Annotated in this window: 23 protein-coding genes and 1 tRNA gene; 5 read left to right on the forward strand and 19 right to left on the reverse strand. The window is 58.7% G+C overall.

Annotation, left to right across the window (positions count from 1 at the left end; all coding sequences use genetic code 11):
- Positions 1-80: 80 nt before the first annotated feature.
- A tRNA-Gln gene (locus tag MP439_07655) sits at positions 81-156 on the reverse strand.
- A gap of 85 nt (positions 157-241) precedes the next feature.
- On the opposite strand from MP439_07655, the gene MP439_07660 reads away from it, so the two are divergent.
- Positions 242-340 carry an AURKAIP1/COX24 domain-containing protein gene (locus tag MP439_07660; GenBank protein MCI2975937.1) on the forward strand — a complete coding sequence of 33 codons (99 nt, stop codon included), beginning with the start codon at positions 242-244 and terminating at the stop codon, positions 338-340.
- 67 nt (positions 341-407) lie between these two features.
- Here MP439_07660 and MP439_07665 read toward each other — a convergent pair whose 3' ends face one another.
- The 11 genes from MP439_07665 to kynU all read right to left on the reverse strand — a co-directional run bounded on the left by MP439_07665 (position 408) and on the right by kynU (position 11,089).
- Positions 408-1,232: a 4-(cytidine 5'-diphospho)-2-C-methyl-D-erythritol kinase gene (locus MP439_07665; GenBank protein MCI2975938.1), complete on the reverse strand. Its 825-nt coding sequence runs from the start codon at positions 1,230-1,232 to the stop codon at positions 408-410.
- Positions 1,216-2,073, reverse strand: coding sequence for a 16S rRNA (adenine(1518)-N(6)/adenine(1519)-N(6))-dimethyltransferase RsmA (gene rsmA, locus MP439_07670; protein ID MCI2975939.1), 858 nt, complete (start codon positions 2,071-2,073; stop codon positions 1,216-1,218). Before rsmA ends, MP439_07665 begins: the two co-directional genes overlap by 17 nt.
- Positions 2,074-2,688 carry a septal ring lytic transglycosylase RlpA family protein gene (locus MP439_07675; protein MCI2975940.1) on the reverse strand — a complete coding sequence of 205 codons (615 nt, stop codon included), beginning with the start codon at positions 2,686-2,688 and terminating at the stop codon, positions 2,074-2,076.
- 159 nt (positions 2,689-2,847) lie between these two features.
- Positions 2,848-3,624: a TatD family hydrolase gene (locus tag MP439_07680; GenBank protein ID MCI2975941.1), complete on the reverse strand. Its 777-nt coding sequence runs from the start codon at positions 3,622-3,624 to the stop codon at positions 2,848-2,850.
- Entirely contained in the window at positions 3,624-5,123 is a 1,500-nt protein-coding gene (gene metG, locus MP439_07685) for a methionine--tRNA ligase (protein MCI2975942.1), read from the reverse strand. Before metG ends, MP439_07680 begins: the two co-directional genes overlap by 1 nt.
- Before the next feature lie 39 nt (positions 5,124-5,162).
- Positions 5,163-6,002, reverse strand: coding sequence for a 16S rRNA (cytidine(1402)-2'-O)-methyltransferase (locus MP439_07690; protein ID MCI2975943.1), 840 nt, complete (start codon positions 6,000-6,002; stop codon positions 5,163-5,165).
- Positions 5,999-6,316 (reverse strand): hypothetical protein, encoded by a 318-nt coding sequence (locus tag MP439_07695; protein MCI2975944.1) that lies wholly within the window; start codon positions 6,314-6,316, stop codon positions 5,999-6,001. Before MP439_07695 ends, MP439_07690 begins: the two co-directional genes overlap by 4 nt.
- A gap of 5 nt (positions 6,317-6,321) precedes the next feature.
- Positions 6,322-7,398, reverse strand: coding sequence for a redox-regulated ATPase YchF (gene ychF / locus MP439_07700; protein MCI2975945.1), 1,077 nt, complete (start codon positions 7,396-7,398; stop codon positions 6,322-6,324).
- 763 nt (positions 7,399-8,161) lie between these two features.
- A complete protein-coding gene (locus MP439_07705; GenBank protein MCI2975946.1) occupies positions 8,162-8,629 on the reverse strand; it encodes a hypothetical protein in 468 nt (155 codons plus the stop codon).
- Between the two features lie 43 nt (positions 8,630-8,672).
- The gene (locus MP439_07710) at positions 8,673-9,767 is read right to left on the reverse strand and encodes an aminotransferase class V-fold PLP-dependent enzyme (GenBank protein MCI2975947.1); all 1,095 of its coding nucleotides are present in this window, start codon (positions 9,765-9,767) and stop codon (positions 8,673-8,675) included.
- Between the two features lie 107 nt (positions 9,768-9,874).
- The gene (gene kynU, locus MP439_07715) at positions 9,875-11,089 is read right to left on the reverse strand and encodes a kynureninase (protein ID MCI2975948.1); all 1,215 of its coding nucleotides are present in this window, start codon (positions 11,087-11,089) and stop codon (positions 9,875-9,877) included.
- A 345-nt stretch (positions 11,090-11,434) separates the two neighbouring features.
- On the opposite strand from kynU, the gene MP439_07720 reads away from it, so the two are divergent.
- On the forward strand, positions 11,435-12,433 hold the full coding sequence (locus tag MP439_07720; GenBank protein MCI2975949.1) for an HIT domain-containing protein: 999 nt from the start codon (positions 11,435-11,437) through the stop codon (positions 12,431-12,433).
- A 350-nt stretch (positions 12,434-12,783) separates the two neighbouring features.
- Here MP439_07720 and MP439_07725 read toward each other — a convergent pair whose 3' ends face one another.
- The 3 genes from MP439_07725 to MP439_07735 form a co-directional block, all read right to left on the reverse strand.
- Positions 12,784-13,650, reverse strand: a complete 867-nt coding sequence (locus tag MP439_07725) for an ROK family protein (GenBank protein ID MCI2975950.1) — start codon at positions 13,648-13,650, stop codon at positions 12,784-12,786.
- Positions 13,651-15,018, reverse strand: coding sequence for a glucose-6-phosphate dehydrogenase (gene zwf, locus MP439_07730; GenBank protein ID MCI2975951.1), 1,368 nt, complete (start codon positions 15,016-15,018; stop codon positions 13,651-13,653).
- A 476-nt stretch (positions 15,019-15,494) separates the two neighbouring features.
- A complete protein-coding gene (locus MP439_07735) occupies positions 15,495-17,273 on the reverse strand; it encodes a glycoside hydrolase family 15 protein (GenBank protein MCI2975952.1) in 1,779 nt (592 codons plus the stop codon).
- A 116-nt stretch (positions 17,274-17,389) separates the two neighbouring features.
- On the opposite strand from MP439_07735, the gene MP439_07740 reads away from it, so the two are divergent.
- The gene (locus MP439_07740; protein MCI2975953.1) at positions 17,390-18,556 is read left to right on the forward strand and encodes a hypothetical protein; all 1,167 of its coding nucleotides are present in this window, start codon (positions 17,390-17,392) and stop codon (positions 18,554-18,556) included.
- A gap of 154 nt (positions 18,557-18,710) precedes the next feature.
- Here the strand turns inward: MP439_07740 and MP439_07745 are convergent, their stop codons facing one another.
- Positions 18,711-19,715, reverse strand: a complete 1,005-nt coding sequence (locus MP439_07745; protein ID MCI2975954.1) for an adenosine kinase — start codon at positions 19,713-19,715, stop codon at positions 18,711-18,713.
- Positions 19,716-19,957: 242 nt separating this feature from the next.
- Between MP439_07745 and MP439_07750 the strand changes: the two genes are divergently transcribed.
- Entirely contained in the window at positions 19,958-22,501 is a 2,544-nt protein-coding gene (locus MP439_07750) for a M1 family metallopeptidase (GenBank protein MCI2975955.1), read from the forward strand.
- 137 nt (positions 22,502-22,638) lie between these two features.
- A complete protein-coding gene (locus MP439_07755; protein ID MCI2975956.1) occupies positions 22,639-23,271 on the forward strand; it encodes a class I SAM-dependent methyltransferase in 633 nt (210 codons plus the stop codon).
- Between the two features lie 6 nt (positions 23,272-23,277).
- Here MP439_07755 and MP439_07760 read toward each other — a convergent pair whose 3' ends face one another.
- Genes MP439_07760 through MP439_07770 form a run of 3 tightly spaced genes read right to left on the reverse strand, consistent with a single transcriptional unit; the run spans position 23,278 to position 26,152 of the window.
- Positions 23,278-24,264, reverse strand: coding sequence for a hypothetical protein (locus tag MP439_07760; protein ID MCI2975957.1), 987 nt, complete (start codon positions 24,262-24,264; stop codon positions 23,278-23,280).
- Positions 24,261-24,926: a class I SAM-dependent methyltransferase gene (locus MP439_07765; GenBank protein ID MCI2975958.1), complete on the reverse strand. Its 666-nt coding sequence runs from the start codon at positions 24,924-24,926 to the stop codon at positions 24,261-24,263. The genes MP439_07760 and MP439_07765 overlap by 4 nt, the downstream gene beginning before the upstream one ends.
- A complete protein-coding gene (locus tag MP439_07770) occupies positions 24,923-26,152 on the reverse strand; it encodes a glycosyltransferase family 4 protein (protein MCI2975959.1) in 1,230 nt (409 codons plus the stop codon). Before MP439_07770 ends, MP439_07765 begins: the two co-directional genes overlap by 4 nt.
- Between the last annotated feature and the right edge of the window lie 73 nt (positions 26,153-26,225).

Consider the following 26,225-nt stretch of genomic DNA (forward strand, 5'->3'; position numbering starts at 1 on the left):
CGAATGTTGGGTTTTATGTTGGGTCAATGGGGATCGTAGCAGTGATAAGATTCAGATTAGGCCTCTGAACTGGTAGAATGTGGCTGGCGGGCCAGGGCTCGAACCTGGAACCTCCTGATCCAAAGTCAGGCGTTCTGCCGATTGAACTACCCGCCACTGCAACCTGTTACCTTACCATGCGCCGGATTGCCCGCCGACCAACGCGCCACCTCAGACTTGGAGCGACTAGCATTTCACAATCATGGGATCACTGATTAAGAAGCGCCGTAAGCGCATGCGCAAAAAGAAGCATAAGAAGATGTTGAAGAAGACGCGCTGGCAGCGACGCGCTGGTCGATAGCTGATCTTTTCACAACCGAGCGTACGGATTCGCCCGCTGGCCCGTAAGGCTGGCGGGTGAATTTTTTCTAACGCCTCCCCGCCGCAAGCTCGTCACGACCGACGGTACGACATGCAATCACAGCCACTGGCCCAACGGCGGTCGGGATGATGGTGGCCGCGACGCCTGGGGCACGGCGCTTACACACCACACCAAGGTCAGTGGGTGACCCCTCAATAAACAACGTGGAGCCTGAGCCGGCCAGTTTGACGGGGCGTGCGAACCGATCGGAGAGCTCATCGGCGAGGACACCCAAGCGCGGCTCTACGCTGCAGGCAGCCACATAGAGATCGTTCTCTCCCCCGTCGCCACCCACGGTGTCGAACGTCTGATAGACCGCGGCAGTGGAGATCGAAAAGGCAGGCAAGAACAGTACATAGTTCCTGGCAACCTCGTCAAGTAGCCTCACCTCGTCACCAATCCCACCGACCGAGACATGCCCACCGACTAACGAAGGTGGTACGTCCGCACCTAGGACCGCCGTGGCGCTGACATCGCCACGGTAGCCAAGCGCCCGTAGGATAGCACCAGCGTCACTTGATCCACCCCCCAAGCCCGCTCCAGCAGGAATCCGCTTGCGCACGGTCACGCTGGCAGTGATCCCGATGAATTGGAGTGCCCGCATGACGGAGTTCGAGCCGTCGACGGGAACCTTGTACCGGCTGACATCTCCTACTATTGGGTCAGCAACCATCTGGACGAGCGCAGCACCGTCGGCATCCTTTATGTAAATCGCATCCGTCAAAGAGAGGGCGACCATCTCAGCCTCGATCAGGTGATAGCCATCACTGCGCCGTCCACGCACCTTAAAGTATGTCGTCAGCTTGGCTGGCGCGTTAACCCGGTAAACCAACGCCGGCCTGTTCTAGTCCACGCGCCATGGCAATCCATTCGTCCATCGCAAGCGATTCTGGACGGCGAGTGACCTCAATCCCCAATGCCTCGACGATCACGCGCTGTTCGGGGGCCAAGACCCGCCGCAGCATTTGCCTGCGATGGCCAAAGGTTCCACGGATCAACCAAAGAAGAGTGGCATAGAGTTGAGGCTCGACCACGGAGAGAGGATCACGCACCCGATCAAGTCTGATGACCTTCGAGCCAACCTTGGGGGCTGGCACGAAAACCGACGGAGGAACCGTCAGCACCGCTTTGGCGGTCGCGAGCAGCGCGACATGGACACCAAACGCCGAAGAATTCCTCGTCCCCACTGGGGCAAGCAGCCGATCCGCCATCTCGGCCTGCACCATGACGACCAACGACTCAACATACCAGGCATGTTCGAGCAACCGGAGAATGATTTGGGATGCGATGTTGTATGGGAGGTTGCCGACGGCGACAGTTGGCAACCGCGCGACATCAGCACCTATAAAATCGAAGCGCAACACATCATCGTTTACGATGTCGACGTTGGTGATGCCTCGCTCCGCCAACGACAGGTGCAACTCAGCCACCAGCCGGCGATCGGCCTCGATAGCCAGCACCCGTTCAAAAGTGTCAGCAAGGAAAATTGTTAACGCACCAGCCCCAGGACCGATCTCGATCGCTCGTGCTCGCTGCCCAGACGACGCTTCGCTGGCAATCTTGCGCGCGATGTTCGCGTCGATCAGAAAATTCTGACCAAGAGCCTTCGATGGCTCAAAGCCATGGGCGAACAGCCTGCGATTAAGTTCAGATTTGGATACACCAGTGGCCAACTATTGCCAGTGTAGCACCGCTTCGGTTAGGCCTTGTCCAAGCGGAGCAATGTTGGCAAACGAAGCAGGCGAGAGGTCGAGAATACGACCGCCAACATAGGGACCTCGATCATTGACCACACACTGGGTCGAGGCTCCTGTTGAAGCATTCGTCACCGTTACTACTGTTCCGAACGGCAAACCCGGCGAAGCGCACGTCCCCGCAGGAGAGCCATACCAGGAGACAACTCCGGACTGCGTGTACTCAGGTGGTGGTGGAGGAGGAGGTGGTGGTGGTGGTGGTGGAGGTGGAGGCGTGGCCACCGGCAACGGGATGGGTAGCGGGCCAGGGGGTGGTGTCGGCGGAGCCACCAGCGGGGTCACGCCAGCCGTGGCATTGGCCAACGGGCCAAGGTCGGCGAGTACCGCGAGGCCATTTTCACTCAAGAGTGTGACCGTCGATGTCGATGAATACGTAACAGGGAGCGCTCCGTTGGGACCAACAGGTCCAACAGATTGCTGACGCCCAGCGGTGCCATAGCTAGCGAGGGAGAAACTCCCAGGCTCAGCAGCAACCGCCCAACTGGTCGCGACAAGTGAAGCAAGGCCAATACCGACTGGCATTGCCTTGCCCATGCGAACCAACTTCTTGCGAAGTCTCAGAGCGAAGTCCTTCCACTCGACAATAGGACATCAGATTCGCCTAAACGAATCTGCAACGGCGCAAAAGCCTTGGTCAACTTAGCATGGCTAAGTTACCACCTCGTCACTTCTCAGGAGATTTTATACGCTTCTTCAATGTATTTGAAAGACTTCAATAGCATTCTGCCACGTCCGCTGAGCAAATTCTTGTGGCTCAACGCCTCTGAGCTGGGCGAGAAAAGATCCTGTGATGGCGACATTGGCGATCCGATTCGGGCGTCCACGAAGTGGGACTGGCGCCAGGTAGGGAGCGTCTGTCTCCACCAGGATCCGCTCAAGCGGCGTCAGGAGAAAAGCTTGGCGAACGTCGTCGGCGTTCTTGAAGGTAGCAATCCCCGAGAAGGATAGATACGCCCCTATGTCAAGTGCTCGCTCGGCCTCAGCGGGCCCCCCCACGAAACAGTGCATGATGACACGGCGTGGCACGCCTTCGTCTTCGAAGATGCGAAAGGTGGCATCCCAGGCATCGCGCGTATGTACCACGAGTGTTCGATCGAAGCGCTTGGCAAGCGCAATCTGACGTCGAAAAACCTCATCTTGCACCGCAGGCCGTGAATACTCATAGAACAGGTCAAGGCCGCATTCGCCAACACCGACGACAACCGAGGGGTTCTGCTCGATGAGCGTGGCGAGCGCCGCCAGGTCCTCGTCCGTTGCCGCATCGGCATCGTGGGGATGAATTCCGACGGTGGCACGCACCGTGAGAGCGGAGTCATCAGCCTTCATCGACGTCACAAGATCCACAACCTCTCTCGAGGATGCCACCGACGTACCGACCGCGACGAACCCATTTACCCCTGCCTCTTGCATAGCGGCGACCTCAGCCCCAAGACCATCGAGTGTGGGGTGGGCGTGCGAGTCAAACCACATCAACATCGCTCCTTCGAAAGACGTGGGAAGAGCGGCTCCACTCGTTCAAGATGACGCGGCTCACCGCCAGCGACCCATTGCAGTACGCCTGGGTCCCCAAGACCTAGCCGCGTCAAGACCCCTTCAGCGGCGCGCGGAATTGCGGGGCTGAGCAGACTACTCGCAAGCCGCAGGCCTTCGGTGACGGCGCCAAGACACCAACTCGTCTCCGCATCGCCGGCCGGCCGTCGCCACGGCTCGACCTGTTCTAGGAGCGCATTTGCAAGGCGCACGATCTCCATCGCTGAGGCGAGTGCCACATTGGGACGGAATTCGTTCCAGGCGACACACCCCTGCGCGCAAAGATCAGCAATCGGTTGTGTTCGCTCGTCAAGCTCGGGAACAGGCGGAGCTGCTCCATCGAGCTTTTGCACAATGAGTGCCACGGTACGCGAGACCAGATTACCAAGATCATTAGCAAGGTCTGCGTTATAACTCGACTCCAAGCGCTCTAATGACACATCACCGTCAGAGCCAAAACTGGTGGCAGCCAGAAGATAATACCGCAAGGCATCCGAGGATAATTCATGAACCACTGATAATGGATCGATCTGGTTTGAACTCGACTTTGACATTTTAGCGCCGTCTACAAGTAGCCAACCCGTCACCAAGAGCTCGGCAGGTGGCTCGATACCGGCTGCCAAGCACATCGCGGGCCACCAAACGGCGTGGAAACGAATAATATCCTTTCCCAACAGGTGATGGACGGCTGGCCACCACTGGGTGAATCGCTCGGGGTCCTGGGCGTACCCAATGGCCGTAAGATAATTGATGAGCGCATCGTACCAGACATAAAAGACGTGATTCTCATCCCACGGAACTTGCACACCCCAGGAGATGGAGGTACGAGTAATTGAGATATCTCGGAGACCCTGTCGCAGGAAACCGAGCACCTCATTGGCTCGAAATTGTGGGGTAACCTTGATAGCTCCAGATTGATAGAGATCAATCAACTGATCGGTAAACGCAGAGAGTTTGAAGAAGTAATTTTCCTCACTCATCTCCGTCACAGGTCTTTCATGAACTGGGCACCGATTGCCGTCAAGTAGTTCACTCTCTTCGTAGTATGCCTCGCAAGCGACACAATAGAGTCCGACATAGTGTCCCTTTTCGATATAACCATTGTCGTAGATGGTCTGCAAGAACTGCTGCACCGTTTGATGGTGACGCTCTTGGGTCGTGCGGATGAAGTCATCAAAGGCGATATCGAGTTGGCCCCACGCGCCGATGAAGTGCGACGACGTCTGGTCAACCCAAGCCTGGGGAGAGATGCCATGTTCGTCGGCGGACTGCTGGATCTTCAGTCCATGTTCGTCCGTACCGGTGAGGAACAGCACCTCATCGCCTAGGAGACGATGCCAGCGCGCAAATGCATCAGCGTTGATAGCCGCATAGGCAGTCCCTAGGTGCGGATCACCATTCACATAGAAAATCGGTGTCGTGATATAGAAGCGACTCATTGACCTCGGTCCAATCCATCATTGCGGTAAAAGGCTAGTTTAACTCGGCTCATCGCCATCGGACCGACGAGCTACCATCAACTGATAGGCCTCCCGAATCGCGATCCCCCGCACCTCGGCAAAAATCGTCGCAGCCTCCTTGGTGCCGAGGCTTGATCGAGCAAGTGCCGCCAACAGTGGCTCACTCGCCTTGGCAGAGGGCGCTGACGTTCTCGACCGATCGATCGCCACTGCCCACTCTCCCTTGACGTCGACGGTCATCAGCCATGCATGAGCCTGTGCCAGTGTCATCCAACGGATCGACTCATGAAGCTTGGTGAGTTCTCCCAACAAGAGGGCGTATCGATCGCCATCGATGGCTGCGAGTTCTGCCAAGGTCTCACGCAGCCGCTTCGGGGATTCGAGGAAGACCCCGACGGCGGGAGCAGCCATCAGGCGCTCAACCATCGCCTTGCGCTCCTGGCCGTGTCGCGGCAGGAACCCGTAAAAACAAGCAGCACTCAGGTCTTGGGGCCACAGTGCCAAGGCAGCCGACAACACCGACGGGCCAGGGACCGGCGAGACCTTCGCTCCCTGAGCGAGGGCGAGTGCAACATAGGCCGCGCCAGGATCGGAGACTCCTGGCATTCCGGCATCCGAGACCAGTGCGACGTCGCCCTCCTCGAGGGCAGTACTGAACTCGGCATCGGTGATCCGCAACCTTCCTTGGTAGCCGCGCACCAGGCGCGGTCGAAGATCCACAAGATGACATAGACGCCCAAAGACACGGGTATCTTCAGCGATCACGAGGTTGACCGACGCGAGACACTCGCGGGCTCGCGGGCTCAGGTCGCCAAGGTTGCCGATCGGAGTCCCAACGACGAACAGCGTGCCAGTCACGAGCGAATCGTCATCCGATCACCAACCGATGGCGCACGGAGCGCGATGACGTGGCGTGGCAGGACAACGACGCGCTCGGTGGAGATCATCAACCATGGGCGGGCGGGCCGCAACTCACGCACACGTCTGACAATGAGATTGGTGTCCAACACGATAGCCACCCCCCGACCCGCCCTGCCAAAGCCAGGCCAGAGGATCAATCCAGTACCGAGATCCATCGCCAGGTCGAGTCCTGCGCGCATCGACCAACCGAGGGAGTGCGCCAAGATCAACGATGCCAGTACCTGACCATGGGAGTCAACCAACCATGCCATCGCTGCTATACGTTGAAGCGAATCTCTAAAACGTCACCATCGGCAACCAGGTAGTCCTTACCCTCAAGTCGCAACTTACCACCAGCCTTTGCCTTTGACCATGAGCCAGCCACAAGCAGATCCTCCCAGAAGATGACCTCAGCACGGATAAATCCACGAGCGAGATCCGAATGGATGACTCCAGCACACGCCACGGCATTCGATCCAGCCCGAAAAGTCCAGGCATGGGACTCTTTGTCGCCTGTCGTGAAGAAGGTGCGTCGATCAAGCGCGCGGTAGGCCGCCTCAGCGATTCGATCGAGCGCGGGACGCTCGATGCCAAGGGCTCCGAGCATCTCATCACGCTCCTCACGACTCAGACGTACGAGCTCAGATTCGAGTTTGAGACTCGCCGAGAGCACGACGGCATCGCCTCCAAGTTGGGAGGCAACCTTCGCCTCCAGCCCAGGGTCGCCCTGGGGACTCTCCTCATCGGTGTTGATGATCGCTAGGACTCGCTTGTTAGTGAGTAAGAAGGAGTTGTGCAAGATCGCGAGCACCTCAGCGTCGAGGTTCGCGCGGTAGATCGGCGTACCTTCCCCAAGAGCCGCTCGCGCGACCTCAAGCGCCTCGATCTCGCCGGCCAATGACTTGTCGGCTCGTGCCGCTCGACGACGTCGATCCAGCGTCCCCTCGATACTGGCGAGGTCAGCCAAGGTCAACTCCAGCTCCAACGTCTCAAGGTTCTCTAGCGGATCGCTTTCACCCGGTATCTGGTCGTCCCGAAAGGCTCGCAGGACATAGACGATGCCATCAACCTCGCGAATCTGACCAAGGAAACGATTGCCCAATCCAGCACCGGTAGAGCTACCCGAGACAAGCCCCGCGATGTCAGCGACCTGGATGTGGGCATACACAAGCTTCTTGGAATCATGCAGCTTGGCGAGTTTATCCAGACGCTCGTCAGGGACGACCGCCTCACCGACCACACTCTCGGTCGTCGAGAATGGGTGCGGGGCGACAAGGGTGTCGGAACCAGTCAGTGCGTTGTAGAGGGTCGATTTGCCAGCATTTGCGAGGCCAACCAGGCCGAGTCGTTCCATACCCAGAAGCCTACCGTGATTCGCTCGGTGGCAACGTGGAACACGTGAAGCGACTAGTGTGTTTTGCCTATGTCAAAGCGAACTGTCAAGCGAAAGCTCCGTGCCAAGAAAAAGGCCAACCATGGTAAGAAGCCGAACTGCGGTCGCGGCTGAGAGACCTGCACACGATCGTTAAGCCATCCTAAGATGGTGATGCATGGCACCACCTTTGGTTGTGCCAATCCGTGCAACCCAACCTACCCAACGCCACCCATTGAGGTCCACCTGCGATGTATTGGCTGATGTCTCTTGCTGTGAGCTACAACATTCGTCGGCCAGTGTTGCGGTGACTGGCCTGTGGCGCCCTTCCTTTGTGCAAGCCAGTCTCGGTGGGACGGGTACCGAGCGTTGCTCGAGCGCACCCGTCGTAGCAGCCCTACGCCTTCGACATCTCACGTGTTGTGGTCGTCCGATGATGGCGCCGTAACAAGAACATGCTAGACATCGACACCGATGCGGGAACAACGGGCGATCGCCCTCTTGTTGGCACCACGATCACTGCTGAATCGATGGTGCCACCATCACTGGCGCACCAACCAGCGAACTAACGCGGTCGGCCTCCTTGGGGCATTGGCGTCGGCAATGGTCTCCTCGAACACCAAGCACCGCTTTCGATCGACTCTGGTACGGTCAAGGGCACCGATGATAGCATCACGAGACACCATCGCTCGATATCATTGCCCCGCAACGCTGAGTTGACAATAGTCAGGCGAAGGTGCTTGGCTCAAAACGGCTTAAACAGCATCAAATAAAAGGCAACGAGGTAAAGCACCACAACGATCTGCTGGGTGCGCAGAACCTGTTGGCCGGCTTGATGAATTGCAAAGTCACCAGCACCGTCAACCTCAAGCAATGCGCCAAGCTTTCGCTGGGCGGGCCAAGCACGAGCCGTCAAGATTCCGAGTTCGATCACCCAAATGGTCACCGCGCTCAGGAACCATCCCTGACTGATGTCGGAGGCGTTGCGCACCACCAGCAGGCTGATGCCAAAGACTGGCACCAAAACCACACACCATTGGGCAAGTGATATCTTGCCGTCGAAGAAGCGCCGGACGCTATCGGTGGGGCCACCGTGGGCAGCATCTCTCGCAGTCCAACCAGCAATTGCGTTGGAACCAAATCCGATCAGCCCAACCCCCACATGGAAGATCAACAACAGTACGTACATGGGGTTATTGACACCGAGTTTCACAGGTGCTGCCTCGACTCTTCCTCCAACCTCAACGTGGGGGTCCTCAATGAGACCGCAACTTTGCAACTGCCTCGCCAACCGCATCCACGGTGAAGTCAATGCCACCACTGTCGAGGTTGGACGCGTACGAGAACCGAACTTGGGAACGCGCGGCTAGTGGTGGGTACCCTTGTGCTAACAACACATGTGAGGGCTGCATCGCGCCTGACGCACACGCTGCACCAGCTGAAGCTCGCACTCCTCGCTCATCGAGGAGAAAAAGCAGATCTTCGGCACGCAGACCCGGAAACAGGGCGCTGGTGATACCAACTCGTTCGCAATCGGCGCCGACAATCTCCACGCCGACTCCAAGCGCCGTCAGACCACGCTCAAGGCGATGTTGCAGGGCCCGACAGATCTCCCGATGCTCCTCAAAGGCTATCGACGCATCAGCAAGCGCTACCGTCCCCGCGGCTACCAGCGGTACCGACACCGTACCGGCACGAAGATCGTACTCTTGTGGACCGCCGACCAACAGAGGCTCAAGGGCGACGCCGTGACGTCGCAGGAGTACGCCGACTCCAACTGGGCCACCAACCTTATGCGGGCTGAGCACACCGATATCAACCCACTCGATCGTCTCAGCGATCCCACCCCAGGAGCCCAAGGCGACCAGATCCGATACCACTAGCGCATCCGGATTCAAACGCTTGACCAAGGAGGAAAGTGCGCGCACTGGTTGAATCACACCAGTCTCATTGTTTGCACCCATGACGATCAGTCCAGCGATCGACGATCCTCGAACCTTAAGCAGTTCGGCAGAGGCTTCAAAATCAACCATCCCCGCAGGCGTTACCGGTAGCCAAACAACACGGTCACCAAGGCGCTTCAATGGTTCGATCACGCAGCCATGTTCGATCGGTGTCGCAACGACACAGCCAACGCGACGCTCCATAGCTCGCACAACCCAGTTCAGCGACTCGGTCGCACCGGAAGTGAAGATCACCTCATCGGCAGCGAGCCCGTAGAGATTGGCCAGCCTGGTGCGAGCCAACTCAAGTTCGTGTTTGGCCTCGGCGCCCCAAGCGTGTGCCGAGGCAGGATTACCCGGACTCTTCCTGGCTACAGCGACGTAGGTCGACAGTGCCCTCTCGGTCATCGGGGAGGTTGCTGCATGATCGAGGTACACGTCCACGCCTCATGAGTCTACGCAAGACGGTCAGCCTCGATGCCTCCTCCTCAGTTCCTGTTTAGATGGGGCCCTGCTTAGATACCAGCGACCTTGGCGAGCGCCATCACACCCTCATGCACTTGGGCAAAGCTTGTGTACAGAGGGGAGGGCGCGAACCTGATGCGATTGGGTACTCGGTAATCGACCAAAACCTTATGGTGTTGCATAAGGAGACTGGAAAGCTCGAGCGCCGACGGATGCTCAAAGGTCACGTGTCCTCCGCGCGATGCCCCATCACGCGGAGACGCAAGTCGAAATCCATGCGGTTCGAGCACGCTATCAAAAAGTTCAATCGCCAGATCGGTTTGGAGCAAAGACTTGGCTCGAAGCCGTTCGATGCCAGCCTCACAGACCACCGTGAGGGCACCCTTGAGGGCTGAAAGCGCAAGCACAGGAGGGGTCCCAACCAGGAAGCGCCCGATGCCAGCAACCGGTTCGTAAGTCGTTGCCATTTGAAACTGATCAGCGGCGGAGAACCACCCCCAGATCGGCTGGGTGAGCTCGGATTGCAGGCGCGCCCGAGCGTAGAGAAAGGCGGGTGACCCAGGTCCGCCGTTCAAGTACTTGTAGGTACAGCCCACGGCAAAGTCAACCTCATCGTCGTCGAGTGAGATCGGCACCGCACCAACCGAGTGCGATAGATCCGCAACCAGCATCGCCCCTACCGAGTGGACGAGGTCGGCGATCTCGGCGAGGTTGTTGAGCGCCCCAGACCGGTAATTCACCTGGCTCAGCACCACCACAGCGACATCGTCATCGAGGTATGGGGCAAAGTCATCGGTGGTGAGCGGCGCATCCATTGAGCTCGCGACCAGCCGTAACTCCATGTCGTGTTCTCTCGCAATGCCATCAAGAATGTACCGATCGGTTGGGAAATCGTTGAGATCGACGAGAAGGACTCGCCGGTTGGGCACCAACGAACGTGCCGCCATGATCGCCTTGTAGAGATTGACCGACGTGGAGTCAGAGACCACGACCTGCCCCGGGGCGGCACCCAGAAGATGACTTGCTAGCGTTTCACCCAACGAATAGCTCAGTTCAGTCCAGTGCTCCCAGCCCCGAATTAGCTCCCCACCCCATTCCTGATCGATCGCGACCATGATGGCTTCACGGGCTGCATGACTCAGCCGACCGAGGGAGTTCCCATCCAAATAGTTAATCGCCTGTGGGTCTTTGACAAAACGCTCCCGATAATCGCTGAGTTCATCGGTCTCATCAAGCTGGCCAACCCGCTCACTCAATCCAGCCATAGCGACTCCCCTCTCTCTGTTGGACCGCACACGAGGCCGGATCGGCCCCGACGATCACACACGTCAAACCGGTGACTCACTCGTCTCGCACAGGACTCGTTCGTCTGGTGCCAGTAATGGTCTTCGTCATTCGTCGACGGTCAGTCATGAGCCTATACTGGAGCCGTCACTGCTGCAACTGGAGCGCCCTTGCTAGGCGATGTCTGACCTCACGTATATGCCCACCGAATAGCCAATGTTCTTGGCCAGTGAGGAACAACCGGCACGATATGAGGTTGTAACTTGGAGAACAACTCAAGCCAACCGAGGCTGCACCTGCTAGCTTGAGGAGGTAAAGGAGCGCCGGTGGATGCACATCAGTTAAGACTTGACCCGCTAACAGGCCGATGGGTTGTCGTTGCCGAGGGTAGACGATATCGCCCTGCTGCCATCTCACTCTCATCGGAGGCATCACCCGAGGACCCATCCCGTCCGTGCCCGTTCTGCCCCGGCAACGAGGAGGCGACGCCCTCAGCGCTCGAGACCTACGGGCCAACTGGCTCGTGGCAGGTGCGCGTCGTGCCCAACCTCTATCCCGTGTTCCAGGGTGAGGCCCCAATGGTGAGCGTGAGTCACGGTCCGGTCTTTACCCAGGCTCCCGCAACCGGGATCCACGAGGTCCTCATCCTCTCCCCAGATCACCACGCCAAATGGAGTGAGTTCGATGCCGAGCAGTCTCGGATAGTGATGTCAGCCATTCGTGATCGAACTGAGGCACACGCCCACTCAAGCTCCATACGGTATTCGCAGACGATCGTCAACCAAGGCCGCGATGCCGGTGCCTCCATGGCACACCCACATGCCCAGCTCCTTGGGATGTCATTCGTTCCACGAGAGTTGGCCGATGAGCAAGGTGGCTTCTCCCGCTTCGTTGGCGGCTGCTTGCTCTGTACGACGGTGGCGCTCGAGGAGTCGATCGACTCAAGAGTGCTCTTTACCAACGACCATCTCGCCGTCATCGCACCATACTGGTCCTCGATCCCGTTCGAACTCTTGATTGTTCCTCGCGAACACGGGCCGTATCTGCACCTCGCAGACCCCAATGCGCTCTTCGGGGTAGGAGAGGCGATCGCTACGTCGCTCGCAACGCTTCGTGAGAAGGTCGGCCCGGTCGCCTATAACATCGTCTTCCACTCCTCGCCGTACCGGGCCTTCAGCAATTTTCATTGGCATGCTCACGTCTACCCCAAGCTCTCCACGTTGGCAGGCTTTGAGATGGGCACTGGCGTGCAGATCAACATCGTCTCCCCGGAACTCGCAATCGAGGTACTCACCGACGGCCCACGGCACCTCGCGGTGGGGTGAGAGGCTTTCCCAAAGGTTTACACGCCTCGCAGCCCGGACCGGTGCGCACGGCGGGTCGGTAACAGTCGGTTCAAACCGGCTTCCAATGCATCGAGCCCCAGGGCCGAGCACCGCTCGGCTACCGGTCAAACGACATGATGTCATCGAAAATCAGTGGTCACTGCTACCAGCACAATTCAAGCGTTGCGCCAGCCGAGCCCCGGTCATGGATTCCACCGCGCTTACCGCACACATCGACACGCTCGATCAGGGTCGTGATTGGGGTCACGGCCCAGGATGGCTACACTCATTCACTCACGCGCCGACCTCAGTACGATCCCGAAGCGAGGATAACTGGCGCGATCAACGTCCTAGCTCGTGGTAAGCGCCGTCTCGACAAAGGCCGCGCCCCGTAAGCCAGCGTCATCACCGAGCTGGGCAGGGATCAGTTGCAGGCCAGCTAGGTACTTTGGCACGCTGCGGTCAAAGACCTGCTGGGTCATCTCAAGCACGACCGGATCAGACAGTCCAAGACCACCACCGACGACGATCTTGTCTGGAGCCAACAGCCAGGCGACATTCGAGAGCAAGATGCCGAGCGCCTCGGTCACTCTGCTGAGCACCTCACGTTCGATACCAGCGTTAGCAGCGGCCGACTTGACCAAGGCAGGATTCTCGACGCTCAAACCAGCCTCCTTGGCCATGCGAGCCAAGGCAGTGCCAGAGGCGAGTGATTCGGCCTCGTCCATCGCCTCAAGCCCAAGGCGAGTATGACCGGCCTCCATCGTCGAGAAGTGTCCGCGCAACAGTCGTCCCTGATGGACCACGCCTGCTCCAATGCCCGTCGAGCAGGTGAGAAAAACGACGGTGGATCCACCTTGACCCGCCCCGAGCTCAGACTCGCCAAGTGCTGCCATGTCAGCATCGTTGACAAGGATCACGCGCTTGTCGAGAACCTTTTCGAGCGCGGCCACGCTGAGCTCAGCGAGGAACTCTTGATCGAGGTTCGGAGCGTAGACGACATGACCCTTGGTATAGTCAACAACCCCGGGTGCGCCGAAGATCAGCGTTGGCACCTCGGCACCATCAACGAGCTCGACAAGCTTGGCCAGTCCCTCACCGACCGACGTGGCCTCCTTGGTGCTGAGGGCAGCCCGCTTGAGGATCTCGCCATCGCTTGAGATGCGAGCCATGCGAAAATTGGTCCCGCCCAGGTCAACTGCTAATACTTCACCCATTTAACACCAACCTCCAAACTCGCTGACTAAACCGTCTGCCTCCCTGGGGCCACCGGTACCTGCGCCGTAGAGGAGAGAGGCTGGCTGATCAAGTAGTGGTGATACTACCCGCCAAGCAGCCTCAACCGACTCTTCTGAGGCAAACCTGGACTGATCGTTCCGGGTAACGTCGTCGATTAGCTGAGCATAGGGCTCCTCCCCTTTCACCGGCCCACCGGCACGCCCCACCTCAAGGGAGACCGGGGCAGAGCGGAGCTGAGGACCAGGAACCTTGGCCTGCATCCGCAGGTCGATCAGATCATCCGGTTTGAATTCGAAGATCAAACGGTTCGGCTCTGGCTGATGATGGGAATCATTGGAGTCAAAAATCAGAGTCGGTGGAGATCGAAACTCGATGATCGCATTGGTGCGGGTCTCGTCGACGGCCTTGCCGGCCCGGATAAAGACCGGGACGCCGGCCCAACGCCAAGAGTTGAGCCGGACGCGCACGGCGACAAAGGTCGGCGTCGATGACCCAGGCGTAACGCCTGACTCATTCATATAACCGCGATACTGTCCAAGCACCGACTCGGCGAGTGAGAGAGGCTCCATGGAGGAGAGAACCTTGACCCGCTCAAGAGCGACGGCCTCACTGCTCATCGAGAGTGGCGGCTCCATCAGGAGCAGGCACAGCAGCTGGAGTAGGTGATTCTGTACAACGTCACGGAGCACACCAACGCTGTCATAAAACGCACCTCGTCCTTCGACACCAAAGTCCTCAAGCATGTTCAGTTCGATCCTCGAGACGTAGTTTCGGTTCCAGAGTGGCTCCAGAATAGAGTTAGCAAACCGAAAGACGAGGAGATTTTGAACGGCCTCCTTACCAAGAAAGTGATCGATCCGATAGATCTGGGACTCACGGAACGCTCGCGTGAGAACTTCGGAAAGATGCCGTGCATCACTTAGATCACGACCGAAAGGCTTCTCGACCATCACGCGTCCAGTTTCAGCGAAACCCGTCGCTTCCAGTTGGTCTACCACCACCTCAAAGAACCGAGGTGGGATTGCTAGGTAGAAAATCGGCTCGGCCTCAGCATCGACGACCTTGGCCAACTCCTCATAAAGTGGGTCCGACCCATAATCGCCGCGAACATAGTGCACATCGCGGACGAAGGCGCCAATCTGGCTCTGCTCGAAATGCCCTGACTCCACCAGCAGGCTCGCTACGTAGTCACGGAAACTGTCAACGCTATGGTCGGTGTCTGCGACCCCAACAACCTTGAGCCGATAGTCTTCATGATCACGATACAGCGTCATCAAAGCCGGCAACAGCATCTTCTTTGCCAGGTCACCTGTGGCACCAAACAGGACAAATGGTATCTCTTTCACTCCCGCTCCTCTCTCTCGCAGTCCCGTAGGTCCCGCTCGTTACGTGCAACCATTAACCGTCGCCATCCCCTGCGGGTGGATCGCGTCCTTGGACCTCTCTTACCTTAGGGAAGCGAGCCAACCGTTCATCGTCGAGGGCCTCCTAAGACCATCGACCTCGTCATGTCCTAGCCTCATCGTAGGCCAGATTCATCGGCGTTCTCATTTCACCACGCCCCTCGCCTTACCCGAGGCTGCCGAAGTGCCACACGGTCGACACAAGCACTACGATCAAGACGCCTGCCTTGACGATCAAGCCAGAGGTCACCGTGCAAATAACCCGCCAACAGATGATTCCAACGCTTGTTCATCTCAACACTTCTCAACGACACGCCCTCCTCGGTCTGTGCTCTCTCGATCTGTGCGGTCTTGATGTGTACTGTCTTGATCTATGGACTGTGAATCGGTGACATGGTCGGGCCCGTCACGGATGCGATTCAGCCATCACGACGGCGGGCATGAGCGACGCGCTGGGCCGCATTGACGAGGCCAACATGCGTGAGTGCTTGGGCGAAATTGCCTAACATGACCCGTTGGGTTGGGTCGTACTCCTCCGAGTAGATCCCAAGTCCGTTCGCCACCCCAATCAGCTTGTCAAGGAACGCATCAGCTTCATCGAGTCGACCCTGCATGGCGAGATTTTCAACTAGCCAAAACGAACATGGCAAGAAGACGCCCTCCGGCTCATCGATCCCGTCAACACCGGCATCTGGCTGGTACCGCAGGATAAAGCCCTCCGACGATAGATCCTTTTGAATCCTCTCGACCGTCGAGACCATCCGCGGATCCTTTGCATCGATGAATCCCATGATGGGAGCCACCAACACAGAGGCGTCGAGCCGTTCTGACCCAAAGGCTTGCACAAAAGAGCCGAGCTTCTCACTGTAGCCATCGGCGAAGATTCGCTCCTCGAGCCGGGAGCGCTCCTGGTCCCACAGCTCACGGGGTCCATCATAGCCGAGCATATCCATCGTTCGAATCCCGCGATCGATCGCCACCCAGGCCATGATCTTCGAGTAGGTGAAGTGCTGGCGATCACCTCGGATCTCCCAGATGCCATCATCGGGCTGCTCCCAGACCGAGACCACATGATCAGTCAGGTACCGCTGGATCTCCCAGACGTTACGATCGGGCTTGAGGCCACTGACAAGCATCTGATACAGGAGGTCAGCGACCTCGCCATAGACATCGAGTTGGAACTGTTCCGAAGCAGCGTTGCCAATCCGAACCGGTCGCGAATCACGATACCCCTTCAACCAATCGAGCTCGAGTTCCGGAATTCTTCGCTCACCGGCAACACCGTACATGATCTGGAGCTGGTCCGCACTCCCGGCGATCGCCCGCAGGAGCCAAGCTCGCCAGGATCGAGCCTCGACCACATGGCCTCGCCGCAGGAACCCATAGAGGGCGAACGTCGCGTCTCGCAGCCAGCAATAGCGATAATCCCAGTTTCTGCTTCCACCAATCTGTTCAGGGAGCGCGGTGGTCAGGGCCGCGACCATCCCACCGGTCGGTGCATAAGTGAGCGCCTTCAGCGTGATGAGCGATCGGCGTACAACCTCCTCATAGCGACCACAGTCATCCTTGGCTTCTGCCACCCAACCACGCCAGAACGCCCGGACCCTGGCAAGCTCCTCGCGAGCTCTCACAGCGCGTGGAATCGTCTCGGTGGAGCCGTAGAAGACGAGGACGAACTCTTGCTCCTCGCCAGCTCGCACCCGGAACCGTCCAACCGAGACCATGTCCTCTCCCTCGAGTTGGACCTCCGACTCCAGCAGGGCTGCGTTGGGACCAAGGACAAAGAGCAGACCACGGTCGACCTGTCGAACCCAGGGGATCGAAACTCCGTAATCGAAACGGAGGGAAAGTGTCGCTTTCATGTCGACATATCCACTGAGTCCCTCCACAATGCGCACAATTCTGGCGTGCTCCTCACGAATCGGCATGAAGTCAACAAGGCGGACCGAACCAGTCTCGGTGTGGAACGTAGTCGTCAGGACAAGAGTGTCCTTTTCGTAGCTCTGCTCATGGCGAAAAGAGCTTGCATCTGGGGCGACCTGAAAAAATCCATTGCTGTCATCGCCCAGCAGTCGCGCCATGCAGGCGTCGGAGTCAAATCTAGGTACACACAACCACTCAACTGCGCCCTCGTCAGAGACGACAGCACCTGTATGCAGGTCTCCTATGAGACCACATTGTTCCAAACCGAGCGACATTTACCACGTCCTTCTGGAACCGGTCGCCGTACAACAACGACGTAAACTCTTAAGGGCTTTTACAGGCACAGTAAAACCCACTACCAAACTAGCTCAGCTCAAAGAGAAAAGACTAAATGGTCGATAAAAAACGGAACGTGACTGATCGATCGACCTACCTTCGCTGGCTGATTCCTGCAACCAGTTTTCGGCTACCTGTTGCAATTTTGCCGTTGGCGATCGAATACGTCATCGGCTCGACAGCCAATTTTCAGCTTGCCTCCCTCGTCGTCGGAGCTCTTGGGGTTGGAGAGCTCTCGGTGGTCGCAATCGTCACGACCCGACTTGGACATCGGGTCGCCTTGCTCGATGCCCGGGTAACCCTCTGGCTCCTGGCGATCGCTGACAGCATCCTGATGACGGCTAGCCTGGTTCATCCCTTACTCGTCCTCAGTCTCCCGACAGCCCTCTGCACAGGGGCCCTCACTGCCCTTGGCAATGGTCAACTGCGCCGCACCTTAACCGATCGGCTCAGCCCCCCGTCACTGCAGCGCTACCTCTCGTGGGACGCCGTGGCGCTTGAATTCGCGTATCTGGTGGCGCCTGGACTCATTACGCTCCAAGTTGCGTTCGCCGAGACTCGCGTTCTCCTGGTGCTGCCAACCATACTTGCGATCCTCACTCCCGTCGTGCTTGGCCAGCCCTCAGAGCCCGCCGCGTCACCTGTAGCCTCAGGGCGCATCACGTTACGTGCCTGGTTATGGGCGCTGAGCGCCGGAGAGGGACTGGTAGAGGGCATGGTGGTGGTCACCATCGTCCCGATCGCCAGTGACCTGATTCACCACGCGGCCTTTGGAGCGATCTCCATGGTCGTATTATCCATCGGGTCAATCATCGGCGGCACGATCTACAGCCACCTTGGCACTCACTCAAAAACGATCGTGCCCCAACGCCGGATCGCGATCCTCCTCCTTGGCCTCTCACTCTGCCTCATCATCGGTGCCATCGCCGACACGAACGAGTGGCTGCTCGCGGCCGTCTTGTTTGGCTTCGGTGGATGCATCGCACCCACGAACGGGCTTCGCACGTTCGCGGCGACCCATAGGTTCGAAGCCCATCTTCATGGCGCCGCCTTCTCGATGATCTACTCGAGTTACTCGATCGGAAGTGTCACTGCCGCGATCGCCTTTGCGCTCCTCGATCACACACTGACACTCGGTACGCTTCTCGTACTTAGTGCCCTTGGCACGATCGCCCTCGCGGTCGCATACCTCCTGACCCACCCGCGCCCTCGCCGCTCATGAACAGGTGATCTCACCCACGTTCGCACACGATCAACGCTGCTTGATACGTCACGACGCGAACCATGACCCAAGGTCAGGTCGGGACAGGCCTCAATCGGAATCGACCGACGAGGCAGGGCCACCAACGAGGCAGGGCCACCAACGGAACGAACCGTTAGCTATTAGCCAAATCTGGTTCATGCTCGGCAAGCCAATCACCAAGGTCGCACTTCGGGCGCGCCCCGGAATGAGCGATGACCTCAGCTGCGAGTGACTGTCCAAGGCGCAAGGCATCCACTGGAGCGAGTTCGTGCGCTAGTCCTGCGATGAAGCCGGCAGCGAAGAGATCGCCGGCGCCCGTGGTATCGATCGGCTCAGCATACGTCGGTGCCTCAAGGTATTCGTAAACACCTTGACCAAAGTACAACGCACCACGGCTCCCAAGGGTTACCGCACCTGCAAAACGCATCGCAGCCAACGCGTCCACAATCTGTTCGAGATCACTTCGTTGGGTAAACGCACTCGCCTCCTCACCGTTGGCGAGGAGATAATCGATGCTTGAGGGGAGCGCGCGGCGAAGTGCTGGTAAGTGGCGCTCAACCAGACCTGCATCAGAGAGGCTAAAGACGACTTTTGTACCGTACCGTCGCACCGTGCGCGCAATGGAAAACAGCCGCTCCCCCAGGCCGGGTACATCGAGTAGGTAGCCTTCCATCAGCAGAAACGGGGTCCCGGTGGTCAACTTGTAGGGGAATAAGTCGACGTCCAGCTCTTGGGACGCGCCGAGGTACGTTAACATCGTGCGCTGGCCATCATCGGTAACGAGCACGATGCAACGTCCGGTGCCTTCTCGGTACTCATGATCTGAAAGCACGACCTCGACGCCTAGGTCAGCCAGGTCCTTCGCAAAGAGGGAGCCGTCAGCATCGTTGCCAACCGCAGTGTAGAGACCGCAATCGATGCCAAGCAGAGCAAGGCCAGCGAGCGAGTTGGCGATGGAACCACCGCCTTGTCGTTGCCACTGGCCAGGAATGGCGCCAAGGATGCGCTCTTGCTCATCTTTGGTAGCGAGTCGCATCGACCCCTTAGTCAGGCCGAGTTGGCGCAGCTGAGCATCACTGACCGACGTCGAGGTGTCAACGATCGCCGAGCCAAAGCCCAAGACAGTAACTGGTTTCACGGGGTGACAGCCTAGAAGCCTCGAAGACTCACCAGCTCCCACAGAAGAACATCATCCAAGCAAACGGCTCACCATCGCCAAATCAATCATCTTGTACCACCTCTTTACCTCCATCTCAACATCTCGTGGAACCAGTCTCACACTCCTTTGAGGACCCACGCCGTAAGGTGCGTAGCGAACAATCGCCGCCTTGGCAACGCGTGGGCTCGGCAGCGGTGGCGATCTCGGCTATGGTAGGTGGGGTGAGAGATGACAACCCATTCCGCCTTAGCCGTTCGGTCGAGCCAATTCACTACGACCTTTTTCTACACGTCGATCCCGAGCAGGATGACTTCTCCGGGTACGTGACGATCAAGGTAAGAGTGAACGATGCGACTCCAGTCGTCGAGCTCAACGCGGTCGACCTGACCGTTACCGATGCCCGTATCAATGCAGAGGCGGCCACGGTGACCGTCGATGCTGAACACGAGATCGTCCAACTTCGTGTTGGGTCTCCTTTGACACCAGGTACTGAGAGCGAGATCTATCTCACCTTTGGGGCGAAGCTCCGCACGGATCTGTCGGGTCTCTACCGCTCCACGTACAAGGATCAAAGCGGGGAGAATCGTGCGTTGGCCACCACCCAATTCGAGGCAACCGGGGCTCGGCGAGCCTTCCCTTGTTTCGACGAGCCGGACATGAAAGCGAGTTTTGCCATCACCGTTGAGGCACCAGAGTCGCTCGCGGTGATCTCCAACTATCCTGAGCAATCGACTGAGCCCAGCCGCTCGGCTGGCCACACGGTTCATCACTTCCAGCCAACCATGGTCATGTCCACCTACATCCTGGCCTTTATCGTCGGTGATCTGCGCGTGACGTCACCAGTGCATGCCCAGGGGATTCCCATCCGAGTCTGTCACACGCCCGGGAAAGAGGCCTTGACCGGATATGCGCTTCGGGTCGCCCAGCACGCGATCGCCTTCTTTGAAGACTGGTTCCAGATCCCGTATCCAGCACCCAAGCTCGACCTTCTCGCGATCCCTGACTTCGCCTTTGGTGCGATGGAGAACCTGGGTGCCGTCACGTTCCGAGAAACCGCCCTCCTCGTCGAAGAATCACGAGCCTCACAGTCGGAGCTGGAACGTATCTGCGATGTCGTTTGCCATGAAATTGCACACATGTGGTTTGGCGACCTCGTCACCATGAAGTGGTGGAACGGCATCTGGCTCAATGAAGCATTCGCCACGTTCATGGAGACCACCGCATCAGATGCCTTCAATCCTGACTGGCACAAATGGGAGTCCTTTGGCATCGCCCGCCTGAGCGCCATGAACATCGACGGGTTGCCCTCGACACGCCCCATCGAGTTTGGGGTTACCGCACCATCGGACGCTGATGACATGTTCGACCTGCTCACCTACGAGAAGGGTTGTTCGGTCATCAAGATGATGGAGCAATACCTCGGTGAGGAAACTTTTAAGGCTGGTGTCCGCAGGTACCTCAACACCCACCTGCATGGCAACGCCGAAACTGAGGACCTCTGGTTGGCCCTCCAGGAGGTCAGCGGAGAGCCGGTCGCCGATGTGATGAACACCTGGATCTTCCAGGGTGGCCACCCACTCGTCGCGGTCGACGCCCTTCCAGAAGGGATACGCCTCTCCCAGAGTCCTTTCCGATTCCTCAACGAGGACTCCGATCCCATCGGGGAGATCGGCACAACCTGGATGGTGCCGATTGTCACTCGTGATCTCGAAGGCGCACACCAACGCATTCTCCTCGGCGCCCAAGACCAGGTCGTCAGTACAAAAGCAGATCCGGTTGTCGTGAACGCCGGGGGCATCGGCCCCTATCGCACTCGCTACTCGCCACAGGTCTTGCCAAAGATCTGCGAACACTTCACCTCGCTCGCCACCCTTGAGCGCTTTAACCTCCTTGCCGACACATGGTCTCTAGTTCTCGCGAACGAGTCTCCGCTCAACGACGCCATCGAGCTGTTCAACCATTGCACAACCGAGACCGACCCCAACGTCCTCCAGACCGTCTCCGCGGCGCTCACCCTCCTGCTGCGCATCGGTTCAGAGAACGAGCGTTCAGCCATCGCCGCCCTCGCTCAGAACATCTTCGGACCGGTACTTGCTACGCTTGGTATGGAGCCGACGCCCGATGACAGTTCTCTGACCAAGGTTGCGCGATCGGTCGCGTTTGCAGCCCTCGGTACCATCGCCGACGACTCCGAGGTACGAGCCCAAGCGCTGCAATGGTTCCGTGAGGAGATGAGCGGTGTTGGTGGTCCAAGCGGCGATCTCGCCAGCGCGGTACTTGCAATCGTCGCCAAACACGGAGACGACTCTGAATTCGCCTTCATGCTCGATCGTTACCGCAACCCCATCGATCCTTTGGATGAGCGCAGGCACCTGCTTGCACTCGCCGACTTCCGTCAACCAGCCCTTATCAACCGGCTTCTTCCGATGGTTTTGACGTCGATCCGATCACAAGACGGCGCCTTCGTCCTCAATCGCGTCATCGCCAACGACGCCGTTGGTGAGTTAGGCCTCGACTTCGCGATGTCGCACTTCGATGAGATCCTGGCACGAATCCCGGTCAACAGTTATGACTTGGCCTTTGGGTCGCTGTCTAGCCTCATCTCACCGACGTCATACCGGCGGGCCAACGAGGTGTTTGCGTTCTTTGAGTCGCACCCCCTCCCGGCGGGAGGAAGACTCCTCGCCCAAACGCTGGAGCGCTATCGGGTGAACTTGCGTTTTCGCGACCGTTACGCTGGGCGCCTCGGCTCCTATCTGGCCTAGCCCAAGGCTGCCATCGTTGTGATCGGGCGTGGCGGTTCTTCGTATCCCCTCGCTGGAGTAGGCAACAGCAATGCAAGAGGCCTTCCTGTGACCGAGGTCGCATGCCGCGCAGCTCGAGCAATGGCGGGCACCTGTAGATGAGCGATACCTGGCTAGACACAGCACTCTCGTTAGCGGCTACGGTTCCCGGCTACTTTCCGGTGCCACAGCTTGTGGGGCTCGCACGCCTCGCGACAACTGCATTGGCATACTCCACCGGTGACTTCTTGGAGATCGGAAGCTATTGTGGTCGCTCAACGGTGGTGCTCGGCGCGCTCGCATGCCAACATGGACGGCGCTTGGTCACCGTCGACCGCCACCTTGGCTCGATTGAGATGCTACCGCCATTCCCGTATTTCGACCAAGCGATCATCGACCGGACCCATCATCGATTGGATTCGCTGTGGGTCTTGATGGACACTCTGGAGCTCGCCGGGCTAAGAGACCATGTTACGGTCATGGTGGCTCCCAGCAGGTCCCTTCGGGCGTCGCTACGTCCGGGATATGCGATGATCATGATTGACGGAGGTCATGACCCGCTCTCCGCCTGGACGGACTACCTCACCGCGTGCGAACTCCTGGATGACGAAGGAACTCTCATCATCGACGACGTGTTCGAGAATCCTGCCCACGGTGGCCGTCCCCCGTATGAAATTATGGTCGCCGCTCAGCATGCTGGCTTTGCGCTTGTCGATCGTGAGGGTCCCCTTGTTGCACTCCGGCGCCGCTAACTTGACTCATTCTTTGGCCAAGATTCCTTCGACGAGACCGACCGGTCGCCCGATCCCCATCAGATAGTGAGCGATCACCACCGCCGCCGCTGAATACGCGCTCTCTTCCTCTGCTGGGAAACTGATCCGATCGGGCAACACCCATCCGGTGAGGTAGCCACCATCCTCGCACCGCAGCGCTTCGATATCGTCAAGCAATCGCCGGGCGATGCCGTGCTCACCGAGTCGCAACAGCGCCATCGCTGCCTCGGCGGTCTCAGCGGTCGTCACCCATTGACTATCTGCAATCGCCTGAATGCCCTCCCCAACGATCCAATGGCGCGCCAAGAACCGATCCATCCTTGCACGGGCCGATCTCTCGTCGAGCACGCCAGCTAACACTGGGTAATAGCCATCCATTGCCCACGCGTCCTTGGCGAGAAATCGACTGGCTGGATCTTTGATAAAGCTTGTGAGCGCTTCGGCCGCCTCCTTCACCTGGGGACGATTTCGACCCATCAACGCATCCAATGCCTCGATCGCCTCAAGGGAGATCACCATCGCCGATGACCCCGCCAGCAAGGAACCATCGATCGGACGCCGATCCGGTCCCAGTGCCCACGGGAACGAGCCGTCCGAGCACTGCTGACCCAAGACGAAGTCTACGGTCACATCGAAGCGCTCCATAAAGCGCCGTACAGTCCCCATCTCTTTAGACTCCACCAGGTAGGCGAGCAAACCAACCGCAGGGTAGAGGCAATTGTTGAGGTCAATCCTTGGCTCTAGCACCGCCGACGTGGTGAAGAATTGACAATACGACCCATCACGGTTGACCGCCGACATCAGCCAGTTGAGCCCGAGCAGTGCCTCAGCAGTGCGCCCGCCGAGCGCCAGCGCGATAACCGCTTCGGTGTGGTTCCAGGGATCCGCGTGCGCGCCCACAGCCCAAGGGATCATTCCTCGGTGATCCTGGAGCGCACAAATGCTCTCAAGCGTTGACTCTAGCTCGATCACGCGTCGCCCGCCCGCAAATACAGCACAATACTCTTGCCAAGCACGGGGTTACCGATGGCCTCGATGCGGGTCAACAAGCCTGAGCGGCCCATCAACTCACGAACGAGCATCCGCTCGTACCATCGAACCAACCAAACTCGTGATGACTCCTCGACCCCGGTAAAAGACTTCAACCACCAATACGGGCTGTGGAGGGCGTGGCTGTGATGGGCTGCCTCGACCGTAAAGCCCGCCTGCTCGGCCAGATCAACCAGCTCACGTCGCCGGAAGATGCGAATATGGCCACCTGGCACGCTGTGATATTCAAGGGAGAGGAGCCAATTGAGTGCCTCCGGTCCCCAGCGAGGTACGGAGATGGTGACAAGACCGCCGGGGCGCGTGGTTCGTACACACTCCCGCAACACCGATAAAGGGTCTTCGACATGCTCAAGCACCTCTGAGACCACGACCAGATCAAAACTGTGATCAGCAAAAGGCAGGTAGTGGGCGTCGAGACGCACGACACCACCCGATGCCGAATGCACCTCAGGCGATAGATCACCAGCAACAACCCAGGCACCCTTGGCAGCGAGGGCCCGCAGGTGCCTGCCACCCCCGGCACCGAGATCGAGGACTCGCAGGCCATCGACGTCACCGACACGGCTCCAACGAAAACTGATCATCGGCCCAGCTCAATCAGCTCTCGATACTGTTTGACCGTCTCGGCCGCCGTCTGTCGCCAGGAAAAGCGAGCGATCGCTCGTTCTCTCGCGTAGTTGGCGCGCTCATATGCACTGTCACCAGCAGCGAACACCGCTTCGATCGCCTCGGCCAACCCACGAGCCGAGCCTGGCGCCGTCATCGAAGCTGCATCGCCAACCACCTCGGGCAGCGCTCCCCCGCGCGAGGCGACCAAGGGGACTGCACAGGCCATCGCCTCCACCGCCGGCAGCGAGAACCCCTCGTACAACGACGGAACGACCGCCACGCTCGCCCTCGCATAGATCGCGACCATCTCCTCGCGTGAAAGCGCACCGGTCACCATCACCCGATCGCTAAGACCAAAACGCTCCAGCAGGAGCGGTAATTCGGCCGAGTTCTGATGCGGGCCCATGATGATCAACCGCGCCTTGGGCAACAAACTGATCGCTTCGATGAGATACCGCAATCCCTTCAACGGCACGTCTGCACTCGCTGTCGTGCATACGAGCCCCGGCTCGCGTTGGATCTGTGGACGTGGAGCGTAGAGTTCAGTGTCGACGCCAATCGGTATGATCGCGATTTTACGTCGATCGATACCTAGCTCCCGTGCAAGATCTCCTGCTGATGAGGTCGAGACCGTGACGATCCGATCAAGCTGGCGAGCGACGACGACCTGCATCGGGATGAAACTGTAAAAGCGCCTGAGCCCCAGCTTCGCCTTCCAGGACGGCGCCGCCTCCAGCGCCAGGCGTCGATCGACGCTGATCGGATGATGGATGGATGCCAATACGGGGGTTCCCTGTTGAGCGAGCTTGGTAAGTGTCCAGTTGAGCGACTGATTATCGTGGATAACATCGAAATCCTCTTGAAGCTCGCGTACGTGTCGACCAAGCCGCCTGCCAAAGCCCTTCGGATCGGGAAAGGCACCAACGCTCATGAGGCCAACCTCGTAGAGATCGTCCAAAGAGTGGTACTCGCTGCGCTTAGGAATCCGGAACGGATCGGGCTCGCGCAACAAGTTGAGTCCCTCAACCTTACGCAACACGACCGCAGGGTCGAGCTCGGGATAGGGCGGGCCAGAGAATACCTCGACATGATGGCCCAACCGAGCAAGTTCTCGCGTCAGGAACGCGGTGTACACACCTTGCCCGCCTGAATGCGGGTTGCCGCGGTACAGCGTGACAGCGATCCTCAGGCTGTCACCCATTCGCCACGGCGGCTGTCTGGCTTACTACTGTCACAGCGCCTAGCTTACCGTTTGCGGGCCCGCCTGGTATGTC

This window comes from Ferrimicrobium sp. (assembly GCA_022690815.1).
Taxonomy (GTDB): Bacteria; Actinomycetota; Acidimicrobiia; order Acidimicrobiales; family Acidimicrobiaceae; genus Ferrimicrobium.